General features: G+C 47.4%; 18 protein-coding genes and 5 tRNA genes. 12 read left to right on the top strand and 11 right to left on the bottom strand.

Annotated elements, in window-relative coordinates:
• Positions 1–7: 7 nt before the first annotated feature.
• From sigW to J6600_RS01090, 6 genes are all read right to left on the bottom strand, one after another.
• Positions 8–571 carry an RNA polymerase sigma factor SigW gene (sigW, locus tag J6600_RS01115; RefSeq protein WP_003156766.1) on the bottom strand — a complete coding sequence of 188 codons (564 nt, stop codon included), beginning with the start codon at positions 569–571 and terminating at the stop codon, positions 8–10.
• Positions 572–800: 229 nt separating this feature from the next.
• A tRNA-Gln gene (locus J6600_RS01110) sits at positions 801–872 on the bottom strand.
• Between the two features lie 4 nt (positions 873–876).
• Positions 877–961: transfer RNA gene (locus tag J6600_RS01105), tRNA-Tyr, on the bottom strand.
• A gap of 19 nt (positions 962–980) precedes the next feature.
• A tRNA-Thr gene (locus J6600_RS01100) sits at positions 981–1053 on the bottom strand.
• A 5-nt stretch (positions 1054–1058) separates the two neighbouring features.
• Positions 1059–1134, bottom strand: a tRNA-Val gene (locus J6600_RS01095).
• Positions 1135–1137: 3 nt separating this feature from the next.
• Positions 1138–1209, bottom strand: a tRNA-Glu gene (locus tag J6600_RS01090).
• Positions 1210–1389: 180 nt separating this feature from the next.
• Between J6600_RS01090 and J6600_RS01085 the strand changes: the two genes are divergently transcribed.
• The 12 genes from J6600_RS01085 (at position 1390) to J6600_RS01030 (ending at position 14949) form a co-directional block, all read left to right on the top strand.
• Positions 1390–1842: a 2-thiouracil desulfurase family protein gene (locus J6600_RS01085; RefSeq protein WP_014416775.1), complete on the top strand. Its 453-nt coding sequence runs from the start codon at positions 1390–1392 to the stop codon at positions 1840–1842.
• A gap of 18 nt (positions 1843–1860) precedes the next feature.
• The gene (locus J6600_RS01080; RefSeq protein WP_007408015.1) at positions 1861–2337 is read left to right on the top strand and encodes a GNAT family N-acetyltransferase; all 477 of its coding nucleotides are present in this window, start codon (positions 1861–1863) and stop codon (positions 2335–2337) included.
• Between the two features lie 99 nt (positions 2338–2436).
• On the top strand, positions 2437–3366 hold the full coding sequence (gene murQ, locus J6600_RS01075; protein WP_209387831.1) for an N-acetylmuramic acid 6-phosphate etherase: 930 nt from the start codon (positions 2437–2439) through the stop codon (positions 3364–3366).
• 128 nt (positions 3367–3494) lie between these two features.
• Positions 3495–4862: a PTS transporter subunit EIIC gene (locus J6600_RS01070; protein WP_022552502.1), complete on the top strand. Its 1368-nt coding sequence runs from the start codon at positions 3495–3497 to the stop codon at positions 4860–4862.
• Positions 4863–4880: 18 nt separating this feature from the next.
• Positions 4881–6164: a penicillin binding protein PBP4B gene (pbp4b, locus tag J6600_RS01065; protein ID WP_021495337.1), complete on the top strand. Its 1284-nt coding sequence runs from the start codon at positions 4881–4883 to the stop codon at positions 6162–6164.
• Positions 6165–6210: 46 nt separating this feature from the next.
• On the top strand, positions 6211–8124 hold the full coding sequence (locus J6600_RS01060) for a glycoside hydrolase family 3 protein (protein ID WP_128496408.1): 1914 nt from the start codon (positions 6211–6213) through the stop codon (positions 8122–8124).
• Between the two features lie 15 nt (positions 8125–8139).
• Positions 8140–9384, top strand: coding sequence for an exo-beta-N-acetylmuramidase NamZ family protein (locus J6600_RS01055; RefSeq protein ID WP_209387830.1), 1245 nt, complete (start codon positions 8140–8142; stop codon positions 9382–9384).
• Between the two features lie 137 nt (positions 9385–9521).
• Entirely contained in the window at positions 9522–11114 is a 1593-nt protein-coding gene (btr, locus tag J6600_RS01050; protein WP_209387829.1) for a bacillibactin transport transcriptional regulator Btr, read from the top strand.
• Between the two features lie 90 nt (positions 11115–11204).
• Entirely contained in the window at positions 11205–12161 is a 957-nt protein-coding gene (locus J6600_RS01045) for an ABC transporter substrate-binding protein (RefSeq protein WP_209387828.1), read from the top strand.
• Positions 12162–12180: 19 nt separating this feature from the next.
• The gene (locus J6600_RS01040; RefSeq protein WP_007609051.1) at positions 12181–13188 is read left to right on the top strand and encodes a FecCD family ABC transporter permease; all 1008 of its coding nucleotides are present in this window, start codon (positions 12181–12183) and stop codon (positions 13186–13188) included.
• Position 13189: 1 nt separating this feature from the next.
• A complete protein-coding gene (feuC, locus tag J6600_RS01035) occupies positions 13190–14200 on the top strand; it encodes an iron ABC transporter permease FeuC (protein WP_038461736.1) in 1011 nt (336 codons plus the stop codon).
• A complete protein-coding gene (locus tag J6600_RS01030) occupies positions 14197–14949 on the top strand; it encodes an alpha/beta hydrolase (protein WP_209387827.1) in 753 nt (250 codons plus the stop codon). The genes feuC and J6600_RS01030 overlap by 4 nt, the downstream gene beginning before the upstream one ends.
• On the opposite strand, the gene J6600_RS01025 is transcribed toward J6600_RS01030, so the two are convergent.
• The 5 genes from J6600_RS01025 to J6600_RS01005 form a co-directional block, all read right to left on the bottom strand.
• The gene (locus J6600_RS01025) at positions 14938–15879 is read right to left on the bottom strand and encodes a bile acid:sodium symporter family protein (RefSeq protein ID WP_088056555.1); all 942 of its coding nucleotides are present in this window, start codon (positions 15877–15879) and stop codon (positions 14938–14940) included. The genes J6600_RS01030 and J6600_RS01025 overlap by 12 nt on opposite strands.
• 150 nt (positions 15880–16029) lie before the next feature.
• Positions 16030–17463 carry a SulP family inorganic anion transporter gene (locus J6600_RS01020; protein ID WP_209387826.1) on the bottom strand — a complete coding sequence of 478 codons (1434 nt, stop codon included), beginning with the start codon at positions 17461–17463 and terminating at the stop codon, positions 16030–16032.
• A 226-nt stretch (positions 17464–17689) separates the two neighbouring features.
• On the bottom strand, positions 17690–18736 hold the full coding sequence (locus J6600_RS01015) for a zinc-dependent alcohol dehydrogenase (RefSeq protein WP_003156784.1): 1047 nt from the start codon (positions 18734–18736) through the stop codon (positions 17690–17692).
• Positions 18711–19661, bottom strand: a complete 951-nt coding sequence (locus J6600_RS01010) for an inositol monophosphatase family protein (protein WP_014416764.1) — start codon at positions 19659–19661, stop codon at positions 18711–18713. Before J6600_RS01010 ends, J6600_RS01015 begins: the two co-directional genes overlap by 26 nt.
• Positions 19658–20926 carry an aspartate aminotransferase family protein gene (locus J6600_RS01005; protein ID WP_007408029.1) on the bottom strand — a complete coding sequence of 423 codons (1269 nt, stop codon included), beginning with the start codon at positions 20924–20926 and terminating at the stop codon, positions 19658–19660. The genes J6600_RS01010 and J6600_RS01005 overlap by 4 nt, the downstream gene beginning before the upstream one ends.
• Positions 20927–20974 lie beyond the last annotated feature (48 nt).

Genomic DNA, 20974 nt, shown 5'->3' with positions numbered 1-20974 from the left:
ACCCCACTTAAAGATCCCTCAATTGTTTTCTAAGAGCCTCTCTGCCTCTGTGTATCCTTGTCTTGACGGTGCCGACAGGGATATTCAGAATCTCCCCGATTTCAATTAAAGAGAGTTCGTCAATATACTTTAATACAATAACCGTTCTGTACTTGTCAGGCAGCTTTAAAATCTTTTTCTGAATTGTGTCCGACAGCTCCAATGACAATACGGCGTCTTCAGGGAGAACCCCGTCCGCGGCGATCTGCGAATACATCGTCAGCCCTTCTGCTCCCGCTACTTCTGCGTCCAGATAGTAATCAGGCTTTTTCTTGCGGATGCGGTCAATGGTCAGGTTGGTCGCAATTCTGTAAAGCCACGTTGAAAACTTTCTGTTGATATCGAAACTGTCGATATTGACATACGCTCTGATAAAAGCTTCCTGCGCAATATCTTCCGCTTCGTGAACATTGCCGAGCATGCGGTAGCAAAGCTGGTAAATCTTATCTTTATAAAGGTCAACGATTTCTGCAAACGCATTTTGATCGCCTTTTTTGACTTGCTTGATTCTTTTTTTAATCAGGTTTTCCATGTTTTATCTTACCTCTGCCCTTCACCGGTCTGTATCTATACGTTGATTGTTTTAAAAGGTTTCATTTTTTTATTACATTTATTTTACCAAATTTCAGGCAGGGTGTAGATGGAAAATACAGAATATACTGCCTTAACAGCAGCTTAAAAATAGTATATCTGATGAACAATCAGAAATCGAAACAAAATGCTGATAAAAAAAGACACCTTTATGCAAAAGGTGTCTGATACTGGGCTAGCTGGATTCGAACCAACGCATGACGGAGTCAAAGTCCGTTGCCTTACCGCTTGGCTATAGCCCAAAAATGGTGGAGGGGGGCAGATTCGAACTGCCGAACCCTGAGGGAGCGGATTTACAGTCCGCCGCGTTTAGCCACTTCGCTACCCCTCCGTATTTTTTTGAAAAACAGTGCCGGCCAGAGGACTTGAACCCCCAACCTACTGATTACAAGTCAGTTGCTCTACCAATTGAGCTAGGCCGGCAAATATGGTGGAGGATGACGGGCTCGAACCGCCGACCCTCTGCTTGTAAGGCAGATGCTCTCCCAGCTGAGCTAATCCTCCATATGACCCGTACGGGATTCGAACCCGTGTTACCGCCGTGAAAGGGCGGTGTCTTAACCGCTTGACCAACGGGCCGTTGTGTCCGCGTCGAGCTGACAAAAGTTATTATATACAGGTTGTACCCCATTTGTAAAGAGAAAAATTATTTTTTTTATTTTCAAACTTTTTTACCCGTTTTTTAACTGAAAAACTCATCCCTCCTCTCTTATTTCATTTATGATGAAAGTATCAAAATATTGAAGGGAATGGACACAGATGATCTTAGTCAGCTCTTGTCTCGGCGGTATCGAATGCAGGTATAACGGCTCTCACGCCGCTTCGGAAAAAATCCGCAGACTCGTAGAAGAAAAGAAAGCTGTTATGGTCTGCCCCGAACTTTTGGGCGGCTTCACCACTCCCCGCGAACCGGCGGAAATCATCGGCGGCACGGGCGAAGACGTGCTGAACGGAACGGCAAAAATCGTAACAGCATCAGGCGAAGACGTTACGGCTTTATATATGGACGGCGCGGAAAAAACGTTAGCATACGCAAAAGAAATAGGCGCCGCCACGGTCATCCTTAAAGAAAACAGTCCGTCCTGCGGCAGCAGCTTTATCTATGACGGCACTTTCTCAGGAAAAAAAATACTCGGAGACGGCATCACTTCCGCTCTTTTAAAACGGGCAGGCTGCCGTGTTCTATCAGAAGATGAATTGGATCAATTATAAAAAAGGAGAGTAGATATCATGGATGTAGCCCTGTCCTTTTATAAACCGGAGCATGCAGACGGGCTTAACGGGTTTGTGCTGAGTGAAGAAGATAAAAAGTTCACAGCTCTGCCGATAGATGTCCTGCCGCAGGCTCTTGTCATCCGGGATCGCTACCCGACAGTCATTTTAAAAGAAGACCGCCCCGTCGGTTTTTTTATTTTACATACCTCAAAAGAAACCATTGCCCCGTATTCGAACAATGTGTCTGCCATTTTGCTGAGTGCGCTGTCCTTACATGCACCGCATCAGGGAAAAGGTTATGCCAAACAAGCGATGCTGCAGCTCCCCGCTTTTGTCGCAAATTACTTTCCTTGGTGTGATGAAATCGTGCTTGCTGTAAACCATCGCAATCATCGCGCAAAGAACCTGTACCGGTCTTCCGGTTTTATTGATAAAGGGCGGCGCAGGATCGGCCCGATCGGTGAACAGCATATTCTGCATCATTTTTTGTGAAAGCGCTTGATTATTCATCTCATCCCTGCCGATTTTTCTTGAAACATCTATTCAGAAGCCCATATACTTCAAGTATTAACGACTTGGGAGGGTACAATCATGACAGACCGGCTTAACATTCACAGATTGACCACAGAAACCAGAAATCCGCAGACCGCTTCAATCCATCAAGCAGACACGATGGAAATTCTCCGCATCATTAACGAAGAGGATTTCAAAGTGGCTGAAGCCGTTCAGCAGGTGCTGCCCGATATTCAGATTGCCGTTCAATTCGCCCATCAGTCCTTACGGCGAAACGGCAGGCTGATTTATGCGGGAGCGGGCACAAGCGGCAGACTCGGTGTACTGGATGCGGTTGAATGCCCGCCTACATACAGCGTAAGTCCCGACACCGTCATCGGTCTGATGGCCGGAGGGGCAGACGCCTTTTTGCAAGCGGCTGAAGGTATAGAAGACAGCGAGGAAACCGGCGCTCTCGATCTCAAAACGATCGGGCTTGCCTCAGAAGACACCGTGATCGCCATCGCGGCAAGCGGGCGCACGCCGTATGCGGCCGGTGCGCTGAAATACGCAAAAACAATCGGCGCCAAAACTGTCGCGCTCACATGCAATAAACACTCATTGATCAGCACTTATGCCGATCACAGCATTGAAGTCGTCGTCGGCCCCGAAGTGATTACAGGGTCAACACGAATGAAAGCGGCGACGGCACATAAAATGATTCTGAACATGATTTCCACGGCCGTGATGATCAAAATCGGCAAAGTGTACGAAAATTTAATGGTGGACGTTCATGTCAGCAACGAAAAATTGAAAGAACGCGCAATCGGCATTATCCAAAGCATCACGGGCGTTCCGTACGACAAGGCAAAAGAAACGCTTGAGGCCGCAGGCAGCCATGTCAAAACGGCAATCGTCATGCTGAAGACGAGTTCGGACGAAACACACGCGAAGGCACTGCTCAAAGAATCAGACGGCTTCATTGACAAAGCCATTGAACAGCACGTTTCAAAAGAAAAAGAACGCTGATCGTTCTTTGGTGAAAAATAATGTGCTTTTACGAGCCCGCGCCGTTTTCATAATCGGCGCAGGCGCTTTTAGGACGCGTTTCAGGCAAAGCTCCCCGGGAAAAATCGTACGGACAAAGGAGGATCTCCATGAGCAAAGAGGCATTTTATCAGTCACTGGCCAAAGATATCCTGGACAATTGCGGCGGTTCATCGAATATTTCAGGCTTTACCCACTGTATGACACGCCTGAGGATTACACCTTTAGATCAGGACAAAACGGATATTGAAGCGCTGAAACAGCTTGACGGGGTAATAGGCGTCGTCGAAGCCGAAACACTGCAGATCATCCTTGGCACGGGTGTCGTCAATCATGTCGCCGACGCTTTCGCAAAACTTATGTCATCCGGAAAAAACATTGATTTAAAAGAAGCCGCCTCACGGAAAAAAGCCGATCTCAACAGAAAAAACACCACACCCATCACACGGTTTCTGAGAAAAATATCAAGCATCTTCATTCCCCTTATTCCCGCACTCATTGCATCAGGTTTAATCACCGGTATTACGAAAGCCGTCATTCAGGCCGGCTGGCTCCCGAAAGAATCCCAAATCGCACTTATTTTAACGGTTATCGGTTCAGGCTTGTTCACTTACCTCGGCGTCCTTGTCGGCATCAATGCGGCGAAGGAATTCGGCGGGACACCCGCGATGGGCGGCCTTGCGGGCATATTGATCCTTAACCCTGAGATCGCCAATATCAGTTTGTTCGGAGAGAATCTGCTCCCTGGCAGGGGAGGATTAATCGGCGTTCTTTTCGCTGCGGTTTTTATCGCTTATACCGAACGGTTTATCAGAAAGTACGTCCATCAATCCATCGACATTATCGTCACGCCTACATTGTCTTTACTTATCACCGGGCTGGTGACATATGTCGTGTTTATCCCTGCAGGCGGTTTTATTTCTGATCTCATTACATCTGGTTTATTGTCGCTGCTGAATGTCGGGGGAGTGCTCTCAGGGTTTGTACTGGGAGCCGCCTTCCTGCCGCTTGTCGTCACCGGCCTGCATCAGGGCTTGACTCCCGTACATTTGGAATTAATCCGATCAATCGGAGATGACCCGCTTCTTCCGATTCTCGCGATGGGAGGCGCGGGTCAAGTAGGGGCAGCCTTCGCCATCTTTATGAAAACAAAAAAAGCCTCATTGAAAAGAGCGATCGGCGGCGGACTTCCATCCGGTCTGCTCGGAATCGGAGAGCCGCTCATCTTCGGCGTCACGCTCCCGCTCGGCCGGCCGTTTTTGACGGCGTGTTTAGGGGCGGGAATCGGCGGCGCCTTTCAAGCCCATTTTCAGGTGGCTACTTTTTCAATCGGTGTCTCCGGCCTTCCGCTCTCGTTTCTCGTACAGCCGGCTCAAATCGTTTTGTATATCATCGGTCTCTTCATCTCTTACGCGGCGGGCTTTGTCTTCACTTATGCGTTCGGATTTAAGGATGACATGGCTGCTGAATTTGAATAAACCGGGAGGGATCAGAATATGAAAACACTGACAGCCGCCATACTCACAATGGTCATCAGCCTCTCTTTTCTGCCGCAGCACAAAGCCGAAGCCCAATCCAAATTATACGACGCAGCAAAGCTCAGAAAGGTTGATCAAATGATTGAAAAAGACATCGCAGCTGGATTCCCCGGAGCCGTCCTCGTCGTCGTAAAGGACGGACGGGTGATCAAAAAGAAAGCATACGGCTACAGCAAAAAATATGACGGGAACACCCTTTTGTCCCGTCCGAAAAAAATGAAAACATCAACCATGTTTGATCTAGCTTCCAATACAAAAATGTACGCGGCCAATTTTGCATTACAGCGACTCGTCAGCCAGGGAAAGCTTGATGTGTATCAAAAAGTCTCGGCTTACCTTCCTGATTTCAAAGACAGAAAAGGCGATCCGATTCAAGAAAAAGACCGCATTCGCGTCATCGATGTGCTCCAGCACCAATCCGGTCTGCCGGCAAGCTTTTATTTCTATCAGCCGGACACCGCAGGCCCTTTGTATTCACAAGAACGGGATAAAACGATCCGTTTTCTCACCCAAATCCCGCTTGAATATAAACCGGGAACAAAACACGTATACAGCGATATCGGTTACATGCTTCTCGGCTGCATCATTGAAAACATAACCGGAAAAACCCTTGATGCCTATGCGGAACAAGAACTGTACAAACCGCTGAAACTGACGCACACACTGTTCAATCCGCTGCAAAAAGGCTTTAAAGAAAAAGCATTCGCAGCTACTGAACGTTTAGGCAACACACGTGACGGAGTCATCCATTTCCCTCACATCAGGACGTATACGCTGCAGGGGGAAGTTCACGATGAAAAAGCATTTTACTCCATGGGAGGGGTGTCCGGTCACGCCGGGCTGTTTTCCAGAGCTGATGATATGGCCGTCCTTCTTCAAGTCATGCTGAACGGCGGCAGTTATAAACACGTTTCTCTCTTCAATAAAAGAACGGCCGATTTGTTCACAACGGCGGCATCCTCTGATCCGACTTTCGCTCTCGGCTGGCGGAAAAACGGCAGCCCGGATATGGAGTGGATGTTCGGCCCTTATGCAAGCAGGCAGGCATACGGCCATACAGGATGGACCGGCACCGTCACGATTATTGATCCCGCTTATAAGCTGGGGATCGCACTTTTGACCAATAAAAAGCATTCCCCCGTCGTCAGCCCCGGTGAAAACCCGAATGTTTTTGAAGGGGATCATTTCCCGACCGGAAGCTACGGCAGCGTCATAAAAACGATTTATGAAGCCATTGAATGACAACCCATGTCTTTTGTCCAAACTATGACGGCAGGAGGGCACCATCATGAAACTTGTCATCTCAGCTGTATTACTGTTGTTCATTGTTTTCGGCACGCATCATGCATCGACAAAACCGGACATTCCGTCACAGGCGGAACAAGCGGTATCCCGTATGACATTAGATGAAAAATTAGGGCAGATGCTCATGCCTGATTTTCGCAATTGGCAAAAAAAGGGGCAGTCATCACCTGAGGCTCTTACCCAAATGAATGACGAAGTCGCAGGGCTTATTCAAAAGTACCGGTTCGGCGGTGTTATCTTATTTGCAGAAAATGTAAAAAACACTGAGCAAACGGTACGCCTGACAGATGCCTTTCAAAAGGCGAGCCCTGACATTCCGCTATTATTAAGCATTGATCAGGAGGGCGGCATCGTAACTAGACTTGGTGAAGGCACTCATTTCCCAGGCAATATGGCGCTCGGAGCCGCTAGAAAAACAGCCTACGCGTCCCAGACCGGCGCCATTATCGGGAAAGAACTGAAAGCACTGGGCATTAATACGAATTTCGCGCCCGTTCTCGATATCAATAATAATCCCGGAAACCCTGTCATCGGCGTCAGGTCGTTCAGTTCAGACCGAGATCTGACAGCTTCACTCGGCCTTGCCTCAATGAAGGCTCAGCAAAAGCAGGATGTCGCTGCCGCCGTCAAACATTTCCCGGGACACGGCGACACGGATGTCGACAGCCACTACGGCCTTCCGCTTGTCACCCACAATCAAGAAAGGCTGCGTCAAATTGAACTTTATCCGTTCCGGAAGGCCATTCAGGCCGGAGCTGATATGATCATGACAGCCCATGTGCAATTTCCCGCTTTTGACGATACAACCTATAAAAGCAAGCTGGACGGTTCAGACATCCTCGTACCCGCCACACTCTCGAAAAAAGTGATGACTCATCTTCTCCGTGAGGAAATGGGATTTAACGGCGTCATCGTTACGGATGCATTAAATATGAAAGCCATTGCCGATCATTTCGGCCAAGAAGAGGCGGTCGTCATGGCAGTAAAAGCAGGAGTCGATATTGCCCTGATGCCGGCCCAAGTGACTTCGCTGCAAACGGAAAACCGCTTTGCCCGGGTTCATTCCGCTTTAAAAAAGGCGGTACAAAAAGGGGAAATTCCGCTTCAGCAAATTAACAAATCGGTGAAACGCATCATTTCCCTGAAAATAAAAAGAGGGATATATCCCGCACCGAAAGAGACAAATCTGAAAAAGAAGATTGCAAAAGCAAAGAAAACCGTCGGCAGCAAAAATCACCTGAAAGCTGAAAAACAAATCGCGGAAAGGTCCGTCACCGTCTTACAAAACAAAAACCGCACGCTCCCATTCAAACCGAAAAAGAACAGCCGCGTTCTCATTGCCGCTCCTTATGAAGATCAAACAGCGTCAATGGAACAAACCCTTCGGCAGCTCATCAAGAAGAAAAAAATCCGGCCGGTAACCATCAGTAAAATGAACTTCGCCGAGCGCACTTTTCATGATGAGCACAAAAAGCTGGTATCCGACGCGGATTACGTGATTACAGGCTCCTATGTCGTGAAAAATGACCCTGTCGTAAACGACGGCGTGATTGATGATTCCGTCACAGATCCCGGCAAGTGGACGACTGCATTTCCGCGGGCCGTCATGAAAGCCGCACAATCGAACCAAAAACCCTTTGTGCTGATGAGCCTGCGTAATCCATATGACGCTGCGAACTTTGAAGAAGCTGAAGCCCTTATCGCAGTCTACGGCTTTAAAGGATATACAGACGGACAATTTCTCCAGCCAAACATTCCGGCAGGCATTGAAGCGATATTCGGACAGACAAAACCGCAAGGCAGGCTGCCCGCTGACATTCCTTCCGTCACTCATCCGGGAACGACACTCTATCCTTATGGTTTCGGTATCAATCTGAAGACCGGAAAACCGCTTTAAACAGGAGGACTGATCATGAAAAAACAAACGGCTGCGCTTCTTGCCGGATTAGTCGTCATCAGTGCCATGACGGCAGTCTCGGCGGCTTCTGACAGAAACCTTCATACCGCCAAGAAACCAAGCATCCAAACAGGCATCGACCGCCTGCTGAAAGATTATAAACAGGAACTGAAGGGAAAAAGGGTCGGGCTGATCACCAACCCGACCGGTGTGAACAATTCATTGAAAAGCAGCGTTGACGTGCTGTATGAGGCACCAGACATCCATTTAACGGCATTATTCGGACCGGAGCACGGTGTCCGCGGCGATGCTCAGGCCGGAGACAAAGTCACATCCTATATAGACGAAAAAACAGGGCTTCCCGTCTACAGCCTGTACGGGGAAACGAGGAAACCGACGCCTGACATGCTGAAAGATACAGATGTGCTGATTTTCGATATTCAGGATGTCGGAACGCGATACTACACCTATATTTATACAATGGCCTATGCCATGGAAGCGGCCAAAGAAAAAGGCATTCCTTTTTATGTCTTGGACCGGCCGAATCCGCAAGGCGGACGAAATCCGGACGGCCCGGTTCTTGAACCGGATTACGCTTCATTTGTCGGACTGTATCCGATCCCGCTGAAGCACGGCATGACGATCGGTGAGCTTGCTCTTTTATTCAATAAAGAGTTTCATATTGGCGCCGACCTCACCGTCGTAAAAATGAAGCGCTGGAAGCGGACGATGACGATTGAAGATACCGGCCTGCCGTTCGTCCTCCCTTCACCTAATATCCCGACCCCGGACAGCATATTCGCATATTCGGCGACAGGACTAATCGAAGGCACAAACGTATCCGAAGGAAGGGGCACGACAAAGCCGTTTGAACTGATCGGCGCGCCTTATATGAAAAGCACCGAGCTCGAAGAACGCCTGAACAGTCTCAAGCTTCCGGGCGTCACCTTCAGAGCCGCATCATTTATCCCCAGCTTCTCCAAGCACCAGGGCAAGCTGTGCCACGGCGTACAAGTCTACGTAACAAACAGAAACACATTTGAAGCGGCAAAAACAGGGCTTTCCATTCTGAAAACCATGCATGACTTATATCCGAATGACTTTTCGTTCTTGCCGACAGGCTCTTTTGACAAGCTGATCGGTAACGGCTGGGTACGCAAAAAAATAGAAAAAGGCGCTTCCATTGAAGACATCACCGGCACATATCAACGCCGGCTGGACCAATTCAAAACTCTAAGAAAACAATACCTCATATACTGACAAAATTCGTGTTACACGTGTAACATTTTGACGCATTTCACATTTCCGCTTTTTATAGGAAAACATTCATTTATTTGGTACAATTTCATTGATAACAGTTATCATTTAAATGAATGTTTCCTAAAAGGTGGTTTCTCATGAAAAACACATTATTCTTTCAGCCCATTGATATCATCTCCGTAAAAAAAACAGCCGACCTTCTGTCAGAGCATCAGCTCACTGATTCCCCCGTATTGATCTTTCATGTGAAAGGCGAGGGACAAATTGATATCGGAACAGACAGCTTTCCGCTGCAGAAGGAAACGCTCTACATCTGTCCTTGTGATGAGACATTCAATATTGCCCCTATATCGTCAGGCGGCATCCATTTGTATATCGTCACACTCCGTGTTTTCTCCTATTCATCAGATGATGAAGCGATGCTTCCGGATAACGGGGAAGACATCTTCCACGGACTTCAGCAAATGAATATACAAACGGTTGATCATTTGACAAGCCGGCTTCAGTCACTTTCTGAAAACGTGCGATCGGCGGATGCATTGCAGAAAATGAAATATACAGCCGACTTTCAGCAGCTGATGTACGACCTTTATGCCGCAAAAGTATGCCATCAAAATAATACGAAAGCGGCGATCGAACAGACAAAACAATTCATACATGCTCAGTCCGACACAAAAATCACGCTCACCCAGCTCGCTCATATGGCGGGAATCAGTCCCAAGCACTACAGTGAAACCTTTAAAAAACTATACGGGCAGAGCGTAACTGAATATATCACAGACATCCGCATAACCAATGCGAAAAAACTGATGGCCAAGGCAAACTGCAAACTGCGGGATATCGCTCATCAAATCGGCTACCAGGACGAATTTTATTTCAGCCGCATCTTTAAAAAACATACCGGCAGCTCACCTACAAGCTATATGAAAAAAAGGCGCATAAAAATGGCCGCGTACGGAAAAGAAACGATGGGGCATCTGATTCCTCTGCATCACGTGCCTTACGCTGCGGCGCTGCACCCGAAATGGACGGCCTATTATTACAAACAATTCTCTTCCGATATTCCGGTTCACCTGAGTGCTTACCGTTATAATGCAAATTGGGAAGAGAACCTGCACACGCTGTCCCAAGCTGCTCCGGACATCATTTTCAGTCTTGATTCTGTCAGTGAAGAAGAAAAACAGCGCCTGAATGACATCACTGACGTTTTTTACCTTCCGGCTCAAGAGAATTGGAGAGACCAGTTTCTTCGCACAGCCGCATATTTGAATGAAGAGCAGGAAGCGCGGCACTGGCTTAAAGCTTATCAAAGTCTCGCCCATTCAGCGAAAGATGCTCTTAAACACGTGCGGCATCAGCGGTTCTTATTTGTCCGTGTATATAAAGAAAATATGTACATCGCCCATAACAACAGTATTGAGGATGTCTTCTTCGGTGATTTAGGCTTTGCCTCCGCAAAACCGGAATCTTTTGCTCCTGACGAAAAGATTTCCTTGGAAATGCTGGCGGATTGCCAAGCTGACTGCATCATGCTTTTCACTTGTAAAGAACCGGAAACGCTTCGTTATTTTCAGCGGATTCAGCAGACCGGGATATGGCAGAACCTTAGAGCCGTCAGCAATAAACGCGTGTTTCCCATTTCATCTGACCCGTGGATTGAATATTCTCCAAGCGGACATCAGCGGATGATCGAACAAAGCGTTTCCATTTTTTCCGAAGATCGTCCATGATAATACCGGAAATTATCCATGGTCTTATCCCTGTTCCTTCTCTATAATTCCAATTGATAATAGTTATCAATTGAACAGGAGGAACAATAGATGAAGAAATTGGCATTCGTTTTCATGATTTTGCTTTTGGCTTTCACGGCCGCGGCTTGCGGAAGCTCAGAAACATCTGATACAGCAAGTAAAGGAAAGGACGCTTCTTCAGATAAAAAGAAAATCGAATATCTAGGAAAAACATATGAAGTCAAAGCGCCGACTGACAAAATCGCCATTACAGGCAGCGTAGAATCAATGGAAGACGCCAAATTGCTTGACGTTCATCCGGCAGGAGCAATTTCTTTCTCCGGCAAATTCCCGGAACTGTTTAAAGATATTACAGATAAATCCGTATCAACGGGAGAAAAAATGCAGCCGAATATGGAAAAAATTCTTGAGCTGCAGCCGGACGTCATTCTGGCATCAACCAAATTCCCGGAAAAAACGTTGAAAAAATTGAGCGGCACCGCTGAAACGATCCCTGTCTCTCATATCTCATCAAACTGGAAAGAAAACATGATGCTGCTCGCCCAGCTTACAGATAAAGAGAAAAAAGCGAAAAAAATCATCGCAGATTACGAACAGGACCTGAAAAAGACAAAAACAAAGATCAACAGCAAAGCGAAACAGTCAAACGCGCTGGTCATCAGAATCAGACAAGGCAATATTTATATTTATCCTGAACAAGTATATTTCAACTCCACGCTTTACGGTGATTTAGGCCTGAAGGCGCCGGACGAAGTCAAAGCGGCGAAAGCGCAGGAACTGATTTCTCTTGAAAAATTAAGCGAAATGAACCCTGACCATATCTTCGTACAATTCTCTGATGACGAAAACGCAGATAAGCCGGACGCTTTGAAAGACTTAGAGAAAAATCCGATCTGGAAGAGCCTGAAGGCAGTCAAAAAAGACCATGTATACGTCAATACGATTGATCCATTAGCCCAAGGCGGAACCGCATGGAGTAAAATCAGCTTCTTACAGGTTGCGGCTGACAAATTGACTCAAGACTAATAAAGAGTAGGTTTTTCACATGTATGCAAAACGGCGGACACACATTATTATCATTGCTTCACCGATTGCCATTGTTCTGTCACTGCTGCTTTCCGTTTTATACGGCGCAAAGCAGCTTGACTTCCATACCGTGTTCTCCGCATTGCTGCACTTTAATCCGGAGAATACCGACCATCAGATCATATGGCATTCAAGAATCCCGAGGGCTGCCGGCGCTATGTTTATCGGCGCCGCCCTTGCTGTTTCCGGAGCGCTCATGCAGGGAATCACACGGAACTATCTGGCCTCGCCTTCGATCATGGGTGTGTCGGACGGCTCCGCTTTTATCATCACCCTTTGCATGGTATTGCTCCCTCAATCGACATCCATTGAAATGATCATATACTCGTTTATCGGTTCCGCATTCGGCGCCGCTCTTGTTTTCGGGCTGGCCTCCATTCTTCCCGGCGGTTTTACCCCGGTGCAGCTTGCCATTATCGGAACGGTGACCAGTATGCTTCTCAGCAGTCTGTCGGCTGCGCTTTCGATTTATTTTCAAATTTCGCAGGATCTCAGTTTTTGGTACAGTGCGAGACTGCATCAAATGAACCCTGATTTTTTGAAACTGGCCGTCCCGTTTTTTGCGATCGGAATCATCACGGCCATGATTCTCAGCAAAAAGGTCACTGCCGTATCATTAGGAGACGACATTTCAAAAAGTCTGGGACAGCAGAAAAGAACCATCAAACTCATGGCGATGGCGGCCGTTGTCATATTGACCGGAAGCTCGGTAGCACTCGCCGGAAAAATTGCCTTTGTCGGTTTGGTCGTTCCGCACATCACACGTTTTCTCGTCGGATCGGACTACAGCAGGCTGATCCCATGCGCGTGCATCATCGGCGGCGTCTTCCTGACCCTTTGCGACCTTGCCAGCCGATTCATCAATTATCCGTTTGAGACGCCTATTGAAGTTGTCACTTCTATCATCGGTGTTCCTTTCTTTCTTTATTTGATTAAAAGAAAAGGAGGGGATCAGCGTGGTGCGTAAAATGGCCGGAATTTATATCATTCTGATTGCTCTCATATTGCTCGTAAGCTATTTCAGCATGACAAGCGGTTCTTTTTCCGCAAAGCCGGGTGAACTGCTCAGTACGCTTTTCCGCATCCATCCGAATCCGCAATATGACATTTTGCTGTTTCAGCTGAGGCTGCCGCGCATTGTCATGGCTGCTGCCATCGGGCTCGGATTGGGGATAGCCGGAGCCGTTATTCAGGCCATTACCAAAAACGGGCTTGCCGATCCCGGTATTTTGGGCATTAATGCAGGAGCCGGAGCGGGAATCGTCGCGTTTATGCTTCTGTTTCAGGGACAATCTGAAGCGACGGCACTTGCCTCTGCGATGGGTATGCCTGTCTTCGGCCTCATCGGAGGATTGATGGCGGCCGTGCTGATCTATATTTTCGCCTGGCACCGGGGGCATCTGGAATCGGGCAGAATTATTCTCGTCGGGATCGCCATGAATTCCGGATTCAGCGCGCTGTCTTTATTTCTTTCATTAAAAATGGACCCGCAGGATTATGAGATGGCGATGGTTTGGAAAAACGGCAGCATCTGGTCGGCAAACTGGATGACCATTACGGCGATCCTTCCGTGGCTGATCTTGTTCATTCCTCTTCTTATGGCGAAAACGTCATTGCTGGATACCATTCGTTTCGATGAGGACACGGTGAAAAGCCTCGGTGTTTCAACCAATAAAGAAAAAACGATTTTACTCATTGCCTGCATCGCTTTGATCAGCGCATGTGTAACCGCAGCGGGCAGCATGGCATTTGTCGGGCTGATCGCGCCTCATATTTCCCGCAGGCTCGCCGGGATTGAGCACAGATACTCTTTACCGGTCAGCGGATTGGTCGGTATGCTCCTCGTCATATCCGCCGACTTTGCGGGCAAATTGTTCTTTCAGCCTTCAGAAGTGCCGGCGGGAATTATTCTTGCGATTCTCGGCGTTCCTTATTTCTTTTTTCTTCTGTTTAAGCAGAAGAAGGGGCTGGATGCATGAGAGGCACCCTTACAGAACACCGGATAAACGGAAAGGAATGCACTGTGTATCTTCCTCCCTCCTATTCGGTTCAAACAGGGGCTTTACCCTGTGTGTACGTACTGGACGGGGGTTCTTTGTTTTTAGAACAGATGGATAAGCTTGAATCCCAATTTGCGAACGGAACACTTCCCGAATTGATTTTTGCCGGCATCAAACCGGCTGACAGGCTCGATGAGTACACACCGTGGCCCGCGCCTTCCCTGAGCCCTGCGTTTCATGATTTCGGCGGCAAAGGGAGGCTCTTTCTCGAGGAGCTGACAGATGCCATCATTCCAACTGTAGAAGATATGCATCACATTTCTGCACATCCGGAAACAAGAGGCCTGATCGGCGCGTCATTAGGCGGACTGTTTTCGATATACGCGATGCTACAAAAGCCTGAAATATTCGGCAGAATCGGCTGTATTTCCGGTTCCTTCTGGTATGAAAAATCAGCAGATTATGTCCGCTCCGCACCGTTGCGGCCGGCACGGCGGCGTATCTATATGTCTGTCGGCAGCCGCGAAGCTGAGCAAAAAAGCAACATCCAAAACACCATGATCCGACAAAATAAAGACATGCATGAAAGCCTGAGGCAAAAGGGCTTTTCTCCATCTCAGCTCTCTTTCACTGTTGAAGAGGGCGCCGTGCACCATCAAGAAGCATTCAAACGACAATTCAATGCAGCACTAAGCTGGCTGTACGGAAAAAACCGCTCACGTAGCTGAGCGGTTTTTTTCATACTTCATCACGACCGGCTTAAGTTCAAAGCGTCTCAGCAAATAGCCGAACAAAGCGGCAAGGATTTGCTGAAAGAGCATCCCGATGACGACCGGAACCGCCACTTGAGACGGAAAGAAAGACACGGCGAGAACGGCTCCGGCGCTGATATTGCGCATGCCCCCTGTATAAATCAGAGACACGATTTCATCCTGGCTCCGCTTCATCAGTCTTCCGATCAGCCAAGCCACGGCATAACCCGTCATGGCAATAAAAAATACCATACCTGCGATGCCCGCAAATTTGATATCCACGTGCGTGACATACGGCGCGATTTCCGAACTGTTAATGGCAATGACAATCATCAGACAGATTTTTGAAAAAGGAGACAGCGACCGGCTTATCGCCTGAGTCCTTACCGGCGGGGAAAACTGGTTGACCATCATCCCTGCGATGGACGGAATCACCACCATCTCCGCCAGCCCTTTCATCATTCCCCACACATCCATCTGAACATTCGCCCCGGCCAGGACAGACAGGCTTAACGGTACGATAAAAGGAGAAAGCACGGTATCAACCAGGATAATAGACAGCGTCAATCCGACATTTCCCTTATACATCGCAGCCCAAATCAAACTCGTAATTCCGGTCGGAATCACCACACCCATAATCAGCCCCGTCACAGTTAAAGGGTCACCGCTGAAAATCAGATGGCCGCTTCCCCATGCAAAAACAGGCATGAAAATATGCAAAACAAACAATGCCATGATCATCGGGAGCGGCTTCTCGATACTGCGCTTCAGCGATTGAAAATTGGCACTCAGACTGCCCGTAAATGTAATAAATGCAAATATCCACGGCACAGCGCCGGCCATCCAGCTGATATGCTGAGATAACAGCACACCCGCCGCCACACTTGACGGAGTCAAAAGCGGCATGATTCTCCCCAACACTTGGTTCAACTTCTGTAGCCACATCATATGCAAGTCTCCTATATACGGTTTTCAAATCTCATTCATTATAACAATGCAAACCCACAAATTTAACCGAAAAAAAGCCCGGATATATTCATCCGGACTTCACAAATTCTATGCCATTTGTTTCATTAAATCTCGGCTTTTCTGATTTAATCCCTTTAATTCAGCCTCAATTCCGTATTCTTTACATTTGGCGACAATTTTCTCAAGAGCCGCCGCTCCCGAATCATCCCACACGTGGGCATCGGTCAAATCAATGACAATTCGTTTCACGTCTTCATCATAAACGATGGCATTCATCAGTTCAGACACGGAAGCAAAAAAGATCTGTCCCGTTACCTTATATGTTCTGACATCTTTCTGTTCGGAATGTGACACAATCTTCAGCTTAGAAATTTTAGCCGTGAAAAAGATCGCGCTTAGCAGCACACCCGCGAAGACACCCTTTGATAAATCATTTGTCAGGACGACCGTCACGACGGTAATAACCATAACGATCGAATCAGTAAGGGGCGCTTTCCGCAAACCTTTAATCGATGACCAGTCGAACGTGCCGATGGACACCATAACCATCACGGCCACCAGCGCAGCCATCGGAATTTTCACGACGATACCGCTTAATACGGCAATTAAAAACATTAAAAACGCTCCGGCCGTAAAAGCCGATAACCGGCCGCGTCCGCCGGCTTTCGTATTAATGACAGACTGGCCGATCATGGCGCATCCGGCCATGCCTCCGAAAAATCCGTTCACAATATTGGCGATGCCTTGTCCGCGGCTTTCTTTGTTCTTATCACTATTCGTATCCGTCATTTCATCAATGATCTGGGCTGTCAGCAACGACTCAAGCAATCCGACGAATGCAAGCGCCAGTGAATACGGGAAAATAATCCGCAATGTCTCAAACGTCCACGGAACATCCGGTATCAAGAAATGCGGAAGTGAACTTGTAATCCCGCCCATATCACCGACCGTGCGGACATCCGCATGGAAGACCACCGCAATGATCGTCATGACAATAATCGCCACCAGCGGAGACGGCACAGCCGTCGTAACCTTCGGCAATAGATATATGATAGCCAGTGATCCGGCAAGCATGGCGTACATGACCCATGAAGCTCCTTTGAACTGCGGCAGCTGCGCAGAAAAAATCAAGATCGCCAAAGCATTCACAAATCCGATCATGACCGAACGCGGAATAAATTTCATCAATTTCGCTATCTTACTGACACCTAGAATAAATTGAATAATACCTGTCAAGATGGTTGCCGCAAACAAATACTGCAGCCCGTAATCAGCCACCAATGTCACCATGACAACCGCCATCGAACCCGTAGCGGCTGAAATCATTCCCGGTCTGCCGCCGAAGATAGAAATAATAATCGCGATACAAAATGATGCATAAAGGCCGACCATCGGATCGACACCTGCAATAATTGAAAATCCGATCGCCTCAGGGATCAGAGCGAGAGCAACCAGAATACCGGCCAGAATGTCTTTACGGACATTCCCGAACCATTGCTGCTGTAACGTATAATCTTTCAAATGATAACGACTCCTTTTCACTATAAAAATCCGCACCTTATCAGTTGGAAACATTGATTTTCATCTGGGGAATATGAGGCAAGCTTACGGGGAAAAAGAGGACACGCTCAGAGTATAATGTCATTGAGGAAAGGAATTGTTAACAAAGAGTATCATATTAAACTTTAAAGAAATGTGCAAGACCGTATAAATAAGAAAACGGCTCTCACTGGAGCCGTTTCCGCTTTTATAAAAGTTCCGGATCAGACACAAGAATCGTTTTTATTGCGCTGATATCTTTTCTTTCTTTTGTCACCGGGTCGATGCCCATGAGATGATCAATGGCTTCTTCATAATTCTTCAGTTCCGTCTTTTCCGTAATAAAATCATAGAGCTGCGGAAGGTCGGACGCGCATGCTAACGCGGCCTCCATGATCTGGCGGGCTTCACCTGTGCCTACAATCGTCACGCCGTTTGACAGCAGCTGGTACGGCCTGACCGTCATCTCATACGTATCATCAAAGCCCATCGGCACGATTCTGCCTCCCTTTTCAATAAAAGGATAAGCCCAATCAAGCTGATTGCCGATCGCGTCAAAAATCACATCAAATTTTCTTCCTTGATTAATCCGTTTCACTTCATCCACGGTTAATGCTTCAGGGTGGTAGACATAATCCGATATCCGGCTCGCCGCCTCGCTTCGGAAACTGCCTATTTCAGTCGCAACCGTCAATCGCGCCAGTTTTTTCACCATCATTTGCACAAGCAGTCCGATCGGTCCCGACCCCAAAACCAAGACCGAGTCCTCCGGCTGAATCGAAGCCTTGTCCACAACATTCAGCACACAAGAGAGAGGCTCAACCAATGTGGCCCGCTCCCATTCCATTGAATCCGGAATTCTGTACATGAACCTGTCTTCCCCCACGTAATATTCCGCAAACGTTCCGTGCGCCCCGATTCCGAGCTGCCAATCCTCGAAGGTTTCGCAATAACACGTCAGCCCTCTCCGGCAATAATGACATTTCCCGCAAAACTGCGTAGGATCTATCACGACGCGGTCTCCGACTTTTACATTTGTCACGTCCGGTCCGATTTCTACGACCGCTCCCACCGATTCATGCCCCATAATCATATGATGGGTTGCATTCATTTTTCCTTTCAGCACATTTAAGTCCGTTCCGCAGATACCGGTGCCGAAAATTTTCACTTTCACATCATTGGATTTCCGAATTTGAGGCTCGTCCACCTCTTGATATTCAAGCTTATCATTAGGAGTCCAGACCAACGCCTTCATATTTCTCTTCCTTTCTGCCCCAGCGGATTTGGTCTAACAATGTTTGATGAAGCTCTTTCGTTGATGCCGCAATACATGATTGCTGATTCTGATAACTTAAATCTGTCAGAAGTGTTTCGTCCAAAGACCGGCCGTATGCATCCGTAATGACCACTCCCGCCTTCTTCGCCAAAAAGACGCTTGCGGCAATATCATAAGGAAACAAATGCAGCACCTGCCCGTTCCCGACCTGCTGAAAATCTGAAAGCAGCTTCGGATCATCTTTCAGCAGACGATTACCGATATCCACATAAGCATCCATCTGCCCCGTGATAATTCGTGAAATCGAATAAGAAGCGCTGTTGAAAACAAAAACCCCGCCATTATTGGCCGACTGGTCAATCAGATGGCCGTATGCGTCCGTCATCAGCTGCGCCGGATGCCCGTTAAATTCAAGGCTCCAAAACATATTTTTAATATCCCGCACTCCGCTCAAATTCGGCAATTCTCCATGATACCCTTCAAAATGAATCGCATCGCTGTATATATCACCGTACATATAAGCGCCTGATTTCAATTCAAGTAAAAAAGCAAATTCGATATCCTTAATCTTTGCGTTTGGCTTATACGAAGCAAGCGCAATCGAAATACACGACATTTCAAGTCCCGCGGCGGCCGGGCGCGTTCCGTCTATCGGATCTACAATTAAAATATATTGCGGATCTTCTCCAATCAGCTTCAGGCCGCCATCCTCCGTGTAAAAAGCAACCGGATGGCCCTTTTCTTGAATATAATCCAGCACCGCCTCCTCAGCAGCGGCGTCTATGTTAAATTGGGCGTCGCCTCCCGGAGAATAGCCGTTTACAAGCCGGTTTTTCAGCGTGCCTTTTTGATTTTTCACCTTTTGATAAACAAATTGTCCAAGCCCAATGATATAATCTCTCACTTGATTTCCTCCAATAGCTTGCGAAGTCTGTAGCAGAGCACTTCGGCTTCACTAAGTGTAATGGTTAAAGGCGGACGGATTTTAAATACATTTCCGAATCCGTAACGGGATGTCCGGAGAATCAGCCCGTAATCCATTGCCCGTTTAGCAATATAATTGGTCAGCTCCACATCCGGTTCATTGTTCTCTTTAACAATCTCCACACCGATCATAAGACCGACGCCTCTTACCTCAGAAATAAAAGCGAAATCCTCTTTCATCGTTTCTAAGCGATCCATAATATAATGACCGACCGTCGTTACATTTTCCAAAAATCCCGGGCGCTGCATAATATCTATGGTTTTACACGCGGCAGCGGCGGCCATCACATTTGAGCCGTACGTGAAGGAGTGCGTATACCCCGGAAGCCCGGTATACTTGTCCTCCGTCAGAGTGGCGGCGACTTGGAAGCCTGTGCCCCCGAGCCCTTTTGCTACCGTCATCATATTAGGTTTCACATCGAAGTGGTCCGCGGCAAACATTTTACCCGTCCGTCCGAACCCGGTCTGAATTTCATCAAAAATCAGGGCGATATCATGTTCATCACAAAGCTTTCTCAGCTGTTTAAAATACTCTTTAGGCGGAACGACGTTTCCACCGTTTCCGGATATCGGTTCAATAATCATGGCGGCAATTTTTCCATTGCTCGCATACTCAATAAAATCATTAATTCTTTCTACGCACAGCATACCGCATGAATCAGGTTTCTGATTATAAAAACAGCGGCTGCAATACGGATCGGGGACTTGCAGGCCAAAAGAAATTTGCGGCGGGAAAGGTTCTTTTCTGAATGAGTTGCCGGACAAAGCTGAAGTCATATACGTTTGTCCGAGGTGGCTTCGAAATAAGGAGATGACATCGGTTTTTCCGGAGTAATACTGAGCCATTTTAATAGCTCCTTCATTTGCACCGGAACCGCTGCTGACTTTAGGGTGTACTTTTGTGAGATTATCGGGGGCGATTTCTACTAGTTTTTCTGCCAGTTTATTTACGGCGTCTGTTTGAAAAGATGATGTCACATGGATCAGCTTATCGGCTTGTTCTTTAACCGTATCAATGACTTCTTTGTTACCGTATCCTAAATTCAAGTTAAATGTGGCAGAAGCGCAATCAATGTACTCATTTCCCTCTTGATCGTACAGGTAAATCCCTTCTCCGCGCTCCATTACTACATCGTCAACACTGTAATACAAGCTGTCTGGATTCGTGATTTCCTTCGTTCCCACAAATACCACCCCTATGAAATTATTAGAATTTCGCTTTTTATCGTATAA

The sequence above is a fragment of the Bacillus sp. LJBV19 genome (assembly GCF_017797845.1).
GTDB lineage: Bacteria > Bacillota > Bacilli > Bacillales > Bacillaceae > Bacillus > Bacillus velezensis.
The sequence above is the reverse complement of the archived record's forward strand: the minus strand, read 5'-3'. Positions and strand labels throughout refer to the sequence as shown.